We start from the raw sequence: 14100 nt of genomic DNA, 5'->3' as shown, positions 1-14100 counted from the left end.
TAGCGCGAGCAAGCTCGCAGCCTACAGTGCGGGGGCGAACGTGAAATGTAGGCCGCGAGCTTGCTCGCGCTAGCGGTGGAGTGGGGTGCCCTGGCGGGAGACTGAGGGGCAGAGGGAGCGGCCGAGACGGCCGCTGCTACATTTTGGTGGTGTAGCAACGGGTGTGTCGCCCGTGTTTGCTGGAGGAGGCGTGGAAAACCGGGGTCACCGACCCCGGCTACAGCGGTTTGAACTGTAGCCGGGCTCGCTGAGCTCGGTGCGTTGGACGGCTCTGTTGTGCTCTGTTTCCTCCTGTAAAAGGAAGAGGCTTACTCCGTCGCGCCGCGGGGGCTTTCGGGGGGGCCGAGGTAGCTGGGGAGCACGCCTTGGCCCTTGTTGCGGAAGCTGGCTTCGTTGCCGAGGATGAGGCGTTGCAGCACCACGCCCGGAGTGACGCGCCAGAACTTGATGGTGTGCACGCCGGGGTCGTTGATCGTCACGGTGGTGGTGACTTTGGTGACGCCTTCGCCGACGGCTTTTTCCCAGGTCTGCAGGGTCTTCCAGGTGTCGAGGTTGAGCAGCTGCGGTTCACCGTCGTCGATCGACACGGCGAACTGCAGGCCGTCGCCGCTCTGGTAGTCGAGGGACGGGGCGAAGTGCAGCTCGAGGTTCAACTCACCGGTGCTGCGGGCAAAGATGTCGTATTCGAGGCGGGCACCTTCGCCGCCGGGGGTGGAGTGGGCGGCGCGCACCGGGTAGGCGGCTACGGCACCGAGGGTGCGGCCGTAGTCTTCGAGGACCTGCCAATAGATCGGACCGTTGCCGACGGCGCGGCTGTAGTGCGGGGCTTCGATGGCGATGTGGCCGTTGGTCTCGATGTGACCGTCGAACTCACCGGGACGCAGCTCGGCCGGATTCACGATGGGCACGGTGACGGTGAAGTTGCGCCCGGCGTCGGTCTCGACGACGAAGGAGGTCGTCGTGGTGTCGACCGGGACCTGCGTCCAATCGACGTCGACGGTGAGGCGTTGCATGGCTTCGACGGCGCCGCTGGCCGGGGTGACCTGCAGCCAGGTGTCGGCCGGTTTCACGGTGAAGTTGAAGGTCGTGTCGCCGCGGTTGAAGACCTCCACCCAGGAGGTGTTGGCGCGGTAGATATCGAGGGCCGAGGTGGTGGGCGGCGGCACGCCCCAGCGGCCGGTGGCGAAGGGTGAACCGTCCCAGGCGAGGGCGGGTTGGGCGCCGGACTGCGGACGGGTTTGGGCGACGGCGGGCATGACTTCGATGGGCGGGGTCTGCCAGTAGGTGTAGCCGAAGTTGGTCTCGGCCATCATGTGGTTCCATTTGCCGTCGAGCAGGCTGTGGTATTCCGCGGCGAGGGCGGCGTCCTGCTCAAACATGGCATGGGCGTGGGCGGCGGCGGCGTTGGCGGCAAGGGCGCGGCCCTGCTCGGCGTAGAGCTTGTTTTTGGCGGCGGCGATGTGGACCTCGCGCACGGTGGCGCTGGCCTTGACCGGGTAGAGCACGAGCTGGAAGAAGGCGGCGCGGGCGGACTCGGGGAGGGCGGCGTTGACCTCTTCGGCGAGGGCGACGAGGTCGCGCCACTGGGTGAGGATGCGCTCGGCTTCGTCGTAGTTCGTGAGGCTGTAGATGTCGGGCGACATCATCTCGGGCGTGCGGTGGCGGTTGAGCTTGGTGTAGCCGTCGACGAGGGTGGTGATGGCGGCGGCGTGCTCGGCGCCGAACTCGCGGGTGGCCCACTTGGTGGTGTAGTCGCGCATGGCCTCGTAGGTCATGCCGGCCGGGTCCCAGGCCATGGTGAGGAAGAACTCGATGGGGAACTCCATCGGCTTGAGGTCGCCGACGTTGACGATCCAGATGCGGTTGGCTTGGTGCTGCCAGGCGAGGTGCATCTGTTCCCAGACCTTGGAGATGGGCTGGACGTTGAGCCACTTGTAGTTGCGGGGACCGCCGACGTAGTCGAAATGGTAATACACGCCGGCGCCGCCGCTGCGGCCCATCTCGTCGGGCGTGGGCAGGCGGCGAATGTTGCCCCAGTTGTCGTCACACCAGAGCAGGATGACGTCGTCGGGCACGCGCATGCCGGCCTCGTAATAATCCTGCACCTCCTTGTAGAGGGCCCAGAGTTGCGGGACCTGGTTGGCGGGGCGTTCGAGCACCCCCTCGAGGATGGAGCGCTGATCGGCGACGATGCGTTCAAGCAGGGCGGTGTTGGTCTCGGCGCTCATGGCGTGGTCGCCGTCGCCGCGCATGCCGAGGGAGTAGATGGACTCGTAGGGTTTGGCGCGGGCGACGCCGCCGCGCCAGAATTCCTGCAGGGCGGCCTCGTTCTTGGTGTAGTCCCACGGACCCCGGTCCTCGCGGCCCCACTCGTCGTGGTAGCGCATCATGGGCTCGTGGTGAGTGGTGCCGACGACGATGCCGTATTCGTGGGCGAGTTGCGGATTGAGGGGATCGTCGGCCGAGAAGGCGCGGGGCTGCCACATGGCGGGCCAGATGTAGTTGGCGCGGAGGCGGAGGAGCAGTTCGAAAACGTGGGTGTAGAACGTGTGATCGAAGTCGCCGAATTTTTCGTAGACCCAGCCGGTGAGGGCCGGGGCCTCGTCGTTGATGAAGATGCCGCGGTATTGGACGCCGGGGCCTTCGTCGGTGATGCCGGGGGTGGCGGCGACGTGAAGTTCCGCGGAGGTTTTGACCGGGACATCCGCCCACCAATACCAGGGGGAGACGCCGATCTGCTCGGAGAGTTCGTAGATGCCGTAGATGGTGCCGCGCATGTCGGAGCCGACGACGACGAGGTCGTTGCCCACGCGCGTGATCATGTAGCCCTCCCAGAGGCCTTGGATGGCGGAAGCGTCGAGCTGTTTGGACTCGATGAGGTGGGTGATCATCTTGCTCTGGCCGAGGGTGCCGATAACGACGCGCCAGCCACCGGCGAGCGGATTGTCGGAGATGCGCGGAGCGAGGCCGGTGACGCGTTCGATGTCGGCGCGGAAGTTGTCGACCGCGTGGTGCACGCCCTTGAAGTCATCGGCGTCGACGATGAGCGTGGCGGCCTTGCCCTTGGCGACGAGGGGGAAGGTGGCTTCGCCGGCAGAGGGCGAAACGATGTTGTCGTGATTGAGCGCGGAGGCCACGGAAGCGAGGCACAGCGCGCCCAAGGCGGCGAGAACAGGGAGGAGCTTGCGCATGGGGAAAGGGGTTGAGTGAGAAACCACGAAGGACGCGAAGAGACGCGAAGCCCGCAGTGAGGTTCCACACAATCGCAGCGAGGCTACGGAGTCAAAAGGGTCCGCCGGTCTAATTGTCGGGCGGGCTCCCAGCTTACGCGCTGAGCTACGGATGCTCGGGGAAGGGAGAGCGGCCGAGACGGCCGCTGCTACATTCTCGTTGTCAGCGGGTGAGGGTGCTGGTGGCGGGTTGGGGGGCGCCGAGGGTTTGGGCGCGGTCGCCGGGGCTGGCGGAGCTGATGACGATGCCGTAGTTGCCGGGGACGTCCACGTGCTGGCCGGTGGCGTCGACTTGGCGGAAGGCGGAGGGCGGCAGGTGGAAGGTGACCTCGCGGGAGGCGCCGGCGGGGAGCTCGATCTTGCGGAAATCAACCAAGGTGGCGAGGGGGGCGTCGGGCCAGCTGCGGGGCGGTTGGATATAACACTGCACGGCTTCGGCGACGTCGCGGTTGCCGGTGTTGGTCACGGTGGTGGTGGCGGTGACGGTGCCGTCGGCGGCCGGGGTGAGGGAGAGTTTGCCGTAGTTGAGCGATGAATACGAGAGGCCGAAGCCGAAAGGGTAGAGCGGTTCGGTGGTGGCGAAACGGTAGGTGCGGCCGGCCATGGCGTAGTCGGCGAAGGGCGGCAGGTCGGCGGTGGCGCGGGGCACGGTGATGGGGAGTTTGCCGCCGGGGGCGGCGTCGCCGAAGAGCACGTTGGCGAGGGCGGTGCCACCTTCGCAGCCGGGATACCAGATTTGGAGAACGGCGTCGGCCAGTTCGTGCACCTCGGGGATGGCGAGCGCACCGCCACCAACGAGCACGACGACGAGTTTGGGCGCGGAGGCGCGGAGCTCTTTGATGAAGTCGAGTTGGGCCGGCGGCAGTTCGATGTAGGCGCGGTCACCGCCGGAAGCTGAGGCGACGGCGTCGCCTTCCTCGCCTTCGAGGGTGTGGTCGATGCCGAGCACGGCGATGACGACTTCGCAGGCCTTGGCGGTGTCGAAGGTGTAGTTCACGCCGGGGGCCTTGTCGCCCTGGAGCGGGCAGCCGTGACGGTATTCGACGCGCACGCCTTCGGCGACGCGACCGATGATGCCTTCGGCGAGGGTGACGAGGCGGCCGCTCACGCCGTAGTAGTTGCCCAGGACGGAGCCGATGCCGCCGGCGAGGGGACCGCAGACCATGAGACCGTCGGGGTTGTCGCGCAGCGGGAGGAGTTGGTTATCGTTCTTGAGCAGCACCATCGAGTCGATGGCAGCGCGACGGGAGAGGTCGCGGTGTTGCGGGCTGTCGACGATGTCGATGGGTGTGCCGGCCCACGGGGTGGAACCGACGGGATCGAGCAGGCCGAGGCGGAACTTGGTGGAGAGGAGGCGGCGCACGGAGACATCGATGTGTGCCTCGGTGATGAGACCTTCGGCGACGGCGGCGAGCAGGTCGTTGTAGGTGCAGCCGCAGTTGAGGTCGCAGCCCTGTTTGAGGGCGAGAGCGGCGGACTCGGAGGCGGTTTTGGTGACTTGGTGGTGCTCGTGAAAATCGCGGATGGCCCAGCAGTCGGAAACGACGTGGCCTTGGAAGCCCCACTCGTCGCGAAGGATGTCGACGAGCAGTTGGGAGGAGCCGCAGGCGGGTTCGCCGTCGACGCGGTTGTAGGCGCCCATGACGGTTTCGACGGAGGCTTCGACGAGTTTTTTAAAGGCGGGCAGGTAGGTCTCGCGCAGGTCCTTGCGGGAAGGGCGGGCGTCGAAGTGATGGCGGTCCTGCTCGGGGCCGCTGTGGACGGCGTAGTGTTTGGCGCAGGCGGCGGCTTTGAGGTAGTCGTTGTTGTCGGCGGGGTTGCCCTGGAGGCCCTCGACGGTGGCGGTGCCGAGTTCGCCCATGAGGTAGGGGTCTTCGCCGTAGGTTTCCATGCCGCGGCCCCAGCGCGGATCGCGGAAGATATTGATGTTGGGCGTCCAGAAGGTGAGGCCCTGGTATTGGCCGCGGCGGCCGGCGCGGAGGGCGGCGTGGTGTTTGGCCTGGGCTTCGTCGGAGATGACGGCAGCCACGTGGCGGACGAGGTCGCGGTTGAAGGTGGCGCCGAGGGCGATGGGTTGGGGGAAGATGGTGGCGCGACCGTTGCGGCCGATGCCGTGGCAGGCCTCGTTCCACCAATTGTATTCCGGGACATCGAGGCGCTCGACGGCGCGGTTTTCGTGGAGGAGCTGGTTGACCTTTTCCTCGAGAGTGAGGCGGGAGAGGAGGTCCTCGACGCGCTCGGAGGTGGGGACGGCGGGGTCTTGGAAGGGGTGCATAAGGCGGGGGCTGGAGGGTCACTGTGTCGGAAGCCGACGACAAAGCGAGACCGAGTCGGAATGGCCGTGGGGGGCGGCGCAGGGGTGGCGGAGAGAAGCAAGGAAACGCGCTAAGGAGGGGAAGGGTTTCGCGCGGAAGAGTGCGGAAGTTAAATGCGCATGCCTCGCTCCGTCGCCATGGAACCGAAGGTCTAACAGTTGAGGGTGGCGGGTTGCGCCGAGAAGAGTGGTGTCCGTGTGTAGTAGTCTCTGGTCCGCGCGCGGCGCGTGATCGGAGACCGAACCGTTTTGCACAATGAACATGGAGATCAAAGCCCGCGACTTGATCGCGGAGGGTTGGCACGAAGGAAAACGCCTGGGGGCGGCGCTGCGCCGTGCACGTGAACTTGAGTCTGGCGGCGTGGAGCGCGCGGCCCTGCTGGCGCAGTTGGAACAGGAGTTCCCGAAGCAGTTGATCGTAGCTTTGCCGCGCCATGAACCGGCGCCGCTGGCGGAGGCGATCGAAGCCGATACGGACGAAGAGATCGCCAACGTTGCCGTCGTGCGGCGCAAGATGCTCGAGTTGCTGCGCATGCCGGTGGTGCAGCGTGGCGCGGTCATGCCTGATGCCTGTCCGACGGGTGGCGGGCCGGCCACGATTCCGGTGGGCGGAGCGGTGGCGGTGGAGAATGCCATCATCCCGGGCGCGCATTCGGCGGACATCTGCTGCTCGATGATGGCCTCGTTTTTCCCGGCCAATCACCCGGTGGGTGAGATGATGGATCACCTGCAAAAGGTGACCCACTTCGGCCCGGGCGGACGTCCGCGGGGCAATCAGTGGAGCTCGGCCGTGCTGGAAGAGCCGGTCTGGGACAACCCGTTCCTCGGCGGCCTGCGCAGCCGGGCCCAGGATTTCCTGGGGACGCAGGGCGACGGCAATCACTTCGCTTACATCGGCCGTATCGACTTTACGGAGACGCAGCGCGTCGCGTTGGAGGCGGCCGGATACGACGACCTCGCCAAGTGGATCGAGCGTCGCGACGGCGCGTTCAACGTGCTGGTGACGCATCACGGTTCGCGCGGCCTGGGAGCCGATGTTTACAAGCGGGGCCTGAAGGCGGCCGAGCGGTGGTGCCGTGAGAACGCCAAGGATATTCCGACGGCGGCGCAGTGGCTGCCTTATGATTCGCCGGAAGGCGCGAGCTACTGGGAGGCGTTGCAATACGTCGGCCGGTGGACGCGCGAGAACCATGCCTTGATTCACGACGCGCTGCTGCGCCGGTTGGGTCAGAGGGCGCTGGTGCAGCTCGGCAATGAGCACAACTTCGTGTGGAAGCGCGGGGACATGTTCCTGCATGGCAAGGGCGCGACGCCGGCATGGAAAGACGCCGAGGGCCGGCCGCTGCTGGGACTGATCCCGCTCAACATGGCGCGCGAAATCCTGCTGGTGCTCGGCGCCGACAACGATGACTACCTGTCGTTCTGCCCGCACGGGGCGGGGCGCAACCGCTCGCGCACGGCGACGCTGGCTCCGTTTAAGAATGAGGACGGTGAGCTCGATCCGGCGCGGGTGAAGGCTTCGTTGGACGAAACCACGGCGGGGCTGGACGTGCGTTGGTTCTGCGGTGACCCAGACCTGTCGGAGTCGCCCTTGGGCTACAAAGACGCGACCAAAGTGAAGGCGCAGATCGATCGGTTTGGGCTGGCGACGGTGGTCGGCGAGATCCAACCGCGCGGCTGCATCATGGCTGGTGAAGCCGGCGAGCAACCGTGGCAGCGGGCGCGTCGTTTAAAGCGCGCCCGCCACAAGGCCGAGCGTCAGGATGCGGCTCAGGAACTAGGCGAGTCATGAGGCTGGGCCGTCAGCCTGCTGTTTTTTTAACCACGGATGCGCCAGAGGCGCACAAGTGGACACGAATGGCTTACTCCTTCGCCAAGGCTTCGGCGCACAAGTCGCCTACCGGCTACGCACCGCAGACCGTTTTGGCTCAACCCAGGGGGGCGAGGAAGGTGACGGTGTGGGCGATGTGGTCGGGGACGGGGATGCCCAGGGCCTCACAGCCGCGTTCGATGACGGTGCGGTCGACTTTGGCGGCGAAGCTGGGCTCTTTGAACTTTTTGCGCAGGGACTTGGGCTTCATTTCGCCGTAGGGCACCGGGTTCAGTTTCCGGTAAGCGTAGAAGATGCCGCAGAGTTCGTCGCAGGCGAGCAACGCGGCGGCGAGGCGGGTGCGCGGCTCGGTGCTGTATCCGTTATATCCATACGCGTGGGCTTCGACGGCGTGAATCAATTCTTCCGGGTAATCCCACTCGGCGAACCAGGCGAGGGAGGGGCCGGGGTGGGCGTCGGGGTGCAGCTCGTAGTCGAGGTCGTGCAGGAGGCCGGTGAGATACCAGAGCTCGGGATCCTCGCCGAAGTGCTGGGCGTAACCCTCCAGGGCCGTTGCGACCATGAGCGCGTGGTGGCGCTGGTAGTCGTCCTGCACGTGGCGTTCGAGGAGGGACTGGGCGGCGGCGCGGTCGGGGAGCGGCATGGGAATGGTGAATTCTGAATAGTGAGTGGTGAATCGTGAAGCCGACGCGTGGGGCTATTTGCGGAAGCCGTATTCAAGGGTGAACCACTGGGCGGGCATGTCTTTGAGGGGCTCGCGAAGTTTGGCGAGTTCGGGGGCGGGGCCGTGGAGTTCGAGGCGCACGGTGTCGGCGTAGTTGCCGGATTCGGCGATGAGGTCCTGCACGTGCTCGAGGTGGTGGAGCAGGCCTTCGGCGTCGACGTAACCTTCGCGGCAGTGCGCGTTGTCACCGTCGAAACTAAAACCGTAGAAGAGCGCCTTGGGTTCGGTTTCGGTGCGGGCGACAAACTTCTGGCAGTGGGCGCGGAAGGCGTCGGCCTGGCCGGGCTTGATTTTGAAGTAGGGCACGATGGTGACGCAGGTGTCGGAGGTCATTGGATTTTCGATTTTTGATTCTCGATTTTGGATTGGGTTGACGCGTGGACTACCAGCCGCGGACGAGGTAGCGGATGAATTGGCCGGAGGGGGTGAGGTCGGCTTCGGTCCAGCCGCTGAGGGTGTCGACTTCGGGGCGGAGGATGGCGGAGCCTTCGTCCTTGTTGGCGACGGACCAGTTGAGGTGGCTGAGCTGGTGGGTGCGGATGAAGGCCATCCAGGCGGCGACGGATTTGCGGTCGACCTCGCCGTCGCCGTTGGCGTCGACGGTGCCCCATTCGGAGACGAAGAGGGCGAAGCCGCGGTCGAGGGCGGTCTGGGCGCGTTTGCGCAGCTCCGCTTTGTGGGTGCCGGCGTAGAAGTGGAGGGTGTAGGCGAGGTTGGGGTCGTCGATGGGGTCGGCGGTGGCTTCGTCGACGCGTTGCGACCAGTAGGGGGTGCCGACGATGATGAGGTTGTCGGGGTCGTGGGCGCGGATGGCGGCGATGACCTCCTCGGCGTAGGGTTTGACGACTTTGGACCAGGAGACGCGCAGGGGCTCGTTGTAGATCTCGTAGATGATGTTGGGGTGGTCGCCGTAGGTGCGGGCCATGTCGGTGAAAAAGGCGACGGCGGCGGCGGTGTGTTCCTCGGCTTTGTGGTCGTGCCAGTCGATGATGACGTAGAGGTCCTGGGCGAGGGCGGCATCGATGACGGTCTTGATCTTGGCGAGCTCGGGGGCGGGGTTTTCGAGGTAACCGTCGTGGGCGATGCCGAGGGCGGAGCGGATGACGGTGACGTGCCAGTCTTGTTTGAGCCAGGCGACGGTCTCGGGATTGTAGAACTCACCCTCCCACTGGCTCCAGAACAGGCTCAGGCCGGCGAGGCTGACGGGTTCGCCGGTGGAGGCGCCCACGATGCGGTTGCCGTCGACTTGGAGGCGGCCGTGGTGGGCGACGTTGGGAGCGGTGGGGTCGGCGGCGATGGCGGGGGAGGTGGGCGCGGCGAGCGACGTCAGTAGCAGCAGCGCCGGGAGGTCGGGGAGGCGGAGGCGGGGAAACATGCTGGGGCGCAGGTTGGGGCGGTATCGCGCGGCCGCCAACCCGGGAGTCGGTGCATATTAAGCAAGGGTGGGCCGAGTGGGGCGGTGCTTTGGCCGGGCCGCAGTTTGGAGGGGGCGGCGGAGAGGCAGTGGGGCCACGCTTTCGCTTTGCTCAAGCGCAGCTACGGGGACGGCGGAGAGGCAGGGGGCCACGCTTTCGCGGAGCTCAAGCGCAGCTACGGGGGCGAAGTGGAGAGGCGGGCAGGGAGGTAGGGTAGGCGCTTGGTGGTGGTTGTTTCGATCTTGCGGTGGGCGTGAAACAGGTTTCACGGTGGAGTCATGAAGACGGTTTCGATTCGCGATCTGCGGCAGAAGTGGCCGGCCATTGAGCGTGGTTTGAAAGGTTCGGAGGGGTTGCTGGTGACGCGCGACTCGAAGCCGGTGGCGCGATTGTTGCCGCTGGAGGATCCGGCGGCGGCGGCCCGGCCTCGGTTCGAGGCGAAGGCACATGCGCAGTGGTTGAAAAAGACGTGGGGCGCCGGGGCGGAGAGTCGTGCGTGGGTCGACGCGGCGCTGGCGGCGGATCGTGGCGATGAGTGAGGCCCTTTACATCGATACCAGTTGTTGGCTGAAGCTGTTGTTTCCGGAACCGGAGTCGGCGGCGGTGGCCGCTTTGATGGGCGCGGAGTCGCTGGTGGTGGTTTCCAGTTTGGTCCGGGTGGAGGCGGAGCAACAGATCGCTTCGCGGAGGGCGGGAGGGTTGTTGACCGCCGCGAAGCATAAGAAGGTGCAGCGAGCGATGAACGACTTATTGGGGATGGAGCCGTTTCAAGCGCGTGAGTTGGGCGGGGTGTTGTGGCCCCTTGCGTTGGAGCAAATCGCGCGAGCCAAGGAGCCCTGCCGCACGCTCGATCGCCTGCACTTGGCGGCGATGGCGGAGCTGGGGGTGACGCGCATCCTCACGCACGACCGCCGGCAGGAGGCGGCGGCACGTGAGATGGGATATGCGGTGGTGGTGCCGCGGGTTTAAAGCGTCGCGGTCGGAGCGGAGAGGCAGGCACGGAGGTTGGGCGGGGGCGCCCGGCTGCTGCGGGGGCTTACTCGATGGTGCGCAGCTGGAGGGTTTCGACGACTTTGCCGCGGGCGAGGACGTTGGTGACGACGACGACGGGGCGGCCAGGGCGGATCCAGTTTTTGTCCCGCAAGGTTTGCAGGGCCTGCAGGATGGTCTCCTCGGGATCGTCGTAGAAATTCATCAGGAACGGCTCCACGCCCCAGAGCATGAGCATCTGGCGAAAGATGTCTTCGGTGGGGGCGAAGGCGAAGATGGGCACGCCGCGCGGGCGCAGGGCGGCGAGGGTTTTGGCGAGACGGGCGCGGCGGGTGAAGACGACGATGGCGGATTCGCCGAGGTTTTGCGCGAGTTTGGCGGCGGAGAGCAGCATCCAGTGTTTGGGCTCCACCAGCTGCAGGCCGCGGTTGAGGTCGGAGTCGATCGACGGCTCGATGGAGTTGATGACGTTTTTCATCACCTGCACCGCTTCGAGCGGGTATTGGCCGACGGTGGTTTCGCCGGAGAGCATCACGGCATCGGCTTGTTCGCGGACGGCGTTGGAGACGTCGGAAATCTCGGCCCGGGTGGGCATGGGGGCGCTGATCATCGTCTCCAGCAAGTGGGTGGCGACGATGACGGGTTTGCCGGCGGCGCGGCAGGCGGCGACGAGCTCGGTCTGCACGAGCGGCAGGCGGTGGTAGTCGATCTCGATGCCGAGGTCGCCGCGGGCGATCATGACGGCGTTGGTTTCGGCGATGATCTCGTGCATGTTGCGCACGCCGGCCTGGTCTTCGATTTTGGCGATGATCTTGGCGCTGGAGCCGAGGCTATCGAGGAAGGCGCGGAGCTCGCGGATGTCGGAGGCCTGGCGGACGAAGGAAAGAGCCACGTAATCGATGCCGGCGCGCACGCCGGCGCGGAGGTCGTCCTGGTCCTTGGCGGTGAGGCAGGGCAGGTTGACGAAGACGCCGGGAAGGTTGATGTGGCGTTTGGAGCCGATGGTGCCGGGGGTGAGGGTCTCGAGGCGGATGCGTTGGTCGTCCTTGGCGACGACCTTCATGCGGATGAGGCCGCTGTCGATGAGCATGACAGTGCCGACATCGACGTCGGCCGGGAGGCCGGGGTAGTTGGTGGTGACGGCGGGGATATCGCCGGTGGGGCTGGTGTCTTCGGTGTGGATTTCGAAGAGGTCGCCGACCTCCAGCTCGATGGGGGCGTCGACCTTGCCGGTGCGGATCTCGGGGCCCTTGACGTCCATCATGACGCAGACGTGGCGGCCGACCTCGTTGGAGGCCTCGCGGATGAACCACATGGCGTCGTCGACCCATTGGTGGGTGGCGTGGGCCATGTTGAGGCGCATGATGTCGACGCCGGCCAGGATGAGCTTGGTCAACATCTCCTTGGACTCGGTGGCGGGTCCGAGGGTAGCGATGATCTTGGTGTGACGGAAGGGTCGAACCTGAGTGGTCATGGTCGAAGGGCTTGGAATTTAGCACGAACAGGGCCATGGAAGGCCGCATTCGCTTTTAGCTGGCATTAGCGAGTTTCTATGTTCTGGGTGCCGCTCCAACCCGAATTCCTGCCCGTTTTCTAACCTTCACTCACCCTATCAAAACCATGTCTCAGGCATCTTCCAACTACCGCACCATGGCGGAACTCTACATCAAAGGCCTCACCGGCGGTCACATCGATCCCGCCGAAGTCATTGCTTGGGCGGATGATCTGCTCTGCAACGATCCCGACACGCAGGACTGGATGATCGACCTTTCGACGGCCGGTGCGGACGACCGCATGGGTGTGGTGCACCACCTGCACGCGGTGAAGGGCGAGGTCGACGAAGCGGCGCTCAACGCGATGTTGAGCGAGCGCGGCTGGGCCTGAGGCCCGGCTGGCGCCGATCGCGGCGCGTGGTCGCTGTAGCCGGGCTCGGTGAGCCCGGTTGAGCGTGTTGCCGTTCATGTGGACCGGGCTCATCGAGCCCGGCTACAGTTATTTCTGGGCGAGCGAAAGCAGCTCGCGGAGGCGCTCCGGGGTGGTGGCGCTGGATTTGGCCACGAAGCCGCGGGCGTGGGCGAAGTGCACGTCGGTTTCCCCGCCGATGCGGGTGAAGTCGAAGTGCGTCGCGTCGCGATGGCGCGAGAGGCCGTAGCCACTGCTGCGGCGATCGGGCGACACGATGGCGGTGATGCCGCGGTCGGCCAGGGCGGTTTCGATGTAGCGGTCGATGCCGTCGGAGGGAGCCTCGGGCAGCGGCTCGGTGCGAGGGAGGAAAAGCACGTGGGTGTCGGCCACGTCCCAGACCTCGGCGTGGTCCGCGATGAAGGCGAGGCGGTCGCGGAGGTTGCGCACGTAGTCGAGCAAGTCGGTGCCGATCCAGCGCATCACCTCCCAGAGCGGATCGCCGGGGGAGAGATCGCGGACGCTGGCGAAACGGCGCAGCAGGGTGCCGTCGATGGGGGAGTAGAGGCGGTTGAGGATGTCGCGCTCGATGCCGAGGTGGCGGGCGGTGGCGTTGGGGCCGCGGCAATCGAACCATTCGGCGGGCTCGAGCCAGTCGCAGAAGGCCTTGGCGTCCTCGTAGAGGCCGAGGTGTTGGAGCACGAGGGAGAGCGCGCAGGTTGGCGGATGGTCGGCGGGGAACTGGTGGTGATCGAAGTTGAGCCGGGTCGGGTCGTGGCTGTCGCCGACGTCGACGACGATCAGCGAAGCATCATCGAGATCGGCCGGGTTGGGCTCCCGGCGGGCGATGGGCAGGGGCGTGCTGGCGGCGGCGAGGAGCACGGCGCAGGCGAGAAACTCGTCTTTGTGGGAGCTGCCGGGGTGGGTGAGGATGGCGGAGGCGTTCAACATGAGCGGCGGAAGCTGGGGGGATCGGGCGGGCGGGGCGAGTCTGGGATTGGATACGGGCGATGCAGCGTTGCGTCGGGCGGGCAATTTGCAAAAGGGTGGGGGCATGACGTTTACCTCTACTTTGCGGGCGCTGCTTTGGGTGGGTGCGGGTGTCGCGCTGGCCGGCTGTGGCAAAACCGATACGACGGCGACTGAGCCGACAGCCGCTTCGACGGCGGCGGTGCCGGTGGCCGAGGAGACCGAAGCCGCGGTGGCGCAGGCCACGGAGGTGAAGGTGCCGGATCTCGCGGAGGCGGCGCCGGCCCAACTCGCCCGCGTGAGCGACGCCGCGCTGGCGCAGATCGCGGCCCTGGCGGAGGAGCAGCGGCCGGAACTGGCGGTGAACGTGGCCGCGCTGCAGGCGGCGCTGGCCGACGACGATGCGGTGGGCGCGCTCGGCAAGCTGAAGCAGCTTTCCGATTACGCCCAGCAGGTGCCGGGGGCGGACGTGTTGATCGAATCGACCAAGCAGATGGTGAGTGCCTGGGCGCTCAAGCAGGGCTTCGATACCGCGCAAATCACGCCGGTCCTGCAGGCTTTGCAGACGCGCGACTACGCCAGCCTCGCATCGCAGGCGGCGGTGTTGGCGGGCCGCGGTGGGCTGAGTGCCGAGCAGAAGGCTTTGGTCAACGGCGTGCTCGAGGCCTACGGCGTGGATGCCAAAGTCGATCAGGCGATCGATAAACTAAAGAACATGTTCTAAG

General features: G+C 66.2%; 12 protein-coding genes. 5 read left to right on the top strand and 7 right to left on the bottom strand.

All coding sequences use genetic code 11. From position 1 onward, the window contains the following. Window positions 1-308: 308 nt before the first annotated feature. Window positions 309-3191, bottom strand: a complete 2883-nt coding sequence (locus K1X11_RS13635; RefSeq protein ID WP_221032668.1) for a glycosyl hydrolase 115 family protein — start codon at window positions 3189-3191, stop codon at window positions 309-311. Between the two features lie 202 nt (window positions 3192-3393). Beyond that, a complete protein-coding gene (locus K1X11_RS13630) occupies window positions 3394-5505 on the bottom strand; it encodes a glycoside hydrolase family 3 N-terminal domain-containing protein (protein ID WP_221032667.1) in 2112 nt (703 codons plus the stop codon). 295 nt (window positions 5506-5800) lie between these two features. Between K1X11_RS13630 and K1X11_RS13625 the strand changes: the two genes are divergently transcribed. After that, window positions 5801-7336: an RtcB family protein gene (locus tag K1X11_RS13625; protein WP_221032666.1), complete on the top strand. Its 1536-nt coding sequence runs from the start codon at window positions 5801-5803 to the stop codon at window positions 7334-7336. Between the two features lie 136 nt (window positions 7337-7472). Here K1X11_RS13625 and K1X11_RS13620 read toward each other — a convergent pair whose 3' ends face one another. From K1X11_RS13620 to K1X11_RS13610, 3 genes are read right to left on the bottom strand one after another with little or no spacing between them, the layout of a single operon-like run. Then, entirely contained in the window at window positions 7473-8018 is a 546-nt protein-coding gene (locus K1X11_RS13620) for an HD domain-containing protein (protein WP_221032665.1), read from the bottom strand. Window positions 8019-8072: 54 nt separating this feature from the next. Beyond that, the gene (locus tag K1X11_RS13615; protein WP_221032664.1) at window positions 8073-8432 is read right to left on the bottom strand and encodes a putative quinol monooxygenase; all 360 of its coding nucleotides are present in this window, start codon (window positions 8430-8432) and stop codon (window positions 8073-8075) included. Between the two features lie 49 nt (window positions 8433-8481). Further along, on the bottom strand, window positions 8482-9474 hold the full coding sequence (locus K1X11_RS13610; RefSeq protein WP_221032663.1) for a glycoside hydrolase family 5 protein: 993 nt from the start codon (window positions 9472-9474) through the stop codon (window positions 8482-8484). A 318-nt stretch (window positions 9475-9792) separates the two neighbouring features. On the opposite strand from K1X11_RS13610, the gene K1X11_RS13605 reads away from it, so the two are divergent. After that, window positions 9793-10053, top strand: coding sequence for a type II toxin-antitoxin system Phd/YefM family antitoxin (locus tag K1X11_RS13605; protein WP_221032662.1), 261 nt, complete (start codon window positions 9793-9795; stop codon window positions 10051-10053). Next, entirely contained in the window at window positions 10046-10483 is a 438-nt protein-coding gene (locus tag K1X11_RS13600) for a PIN domain-containing protein (RefSeq protein WP_221032661.1), read from the top strand. Before K1X11_RS13605 ends, K1X11_RS13600 begins: the two co-directional genes overlap by 8 nt. Before the next feature lie 67 nt (window positions 10484-10550). On the opposite strand, the gene pyk is transcribed toward K1X11_RS13600, so the two are convergent. Further along, window positions 10551-11978: a pyruvate kinase gene (gene pyk, locus K1X11_RS13595; protein ID WP_221032660.1), complete on the bottom strand. Its 1428-nt coding sequence runs from the start codon at window positions 11976-11978 to the stop codon at window positions 10551-10553. Window positions 11979-12124: 146 nt separating this feature from the next. Between pyk and K1X11_RS13590 the strand changes: the two genes are divergently transcribed. After that, a complete protein-coding gene (locus tag K1X11_RS13590; RefSeq protein WP_221032659.1) occupies window positions 12125-12388 on the top strand; it encodes a hypothetical protein in 264 nt (87 codons plus the stop codon). 108 nt (window positions 12389-12496) lie between these two features. On the opposite strand, the gene K1X11_RS13585 is transcribed toward K1X11_RS13590, so the two are convergent. Continuing rightward, the gene (locus K1X11_RS13585) at window positions 12497-13357 is read right to left on the bottom strand and encodes an MYG1 family protein (protein WP_221032658.1); all 861 of its coding nucleotides are present in this window, start codon (window positions 13355-13357) and stop codon (window positions 12497-12499) included. A 103-nt stretch (window positions 13358-13460) separates the two neighbouring features. On the opposite strand from K1X11_RS13585, the gene K1X11_RS13580 reads away from it, so the two are divergent. After that, the gene (locus K1X11_RS13580; protein ID WP_221032657.1) at window positions 13461-14099 is read left to right on the top strand and encodes a hypothetical protein; all 639 of its coding nucleotides are present in this window, start codon (window positions 13461-13463) and stop codon (window positions 14097-14099) included. Window position 14100 lies beyond the last annotated feature (1 nt).

Origin of the sequence: Actomonas aquatica, assembly GCF_019679435.2 — a bacterium.
GTDB lineage: Bacteria > Verrucomicrobiota > Verrucomicrobiia > Opitutales > Opitutaceae > Actomonas > Actomonas aquatica.
The sequence above is the reverse complement of the archived record's forward strand: the minus strand, read 5'-3'. Positions and strand labels throughout refer to the sequence as shown.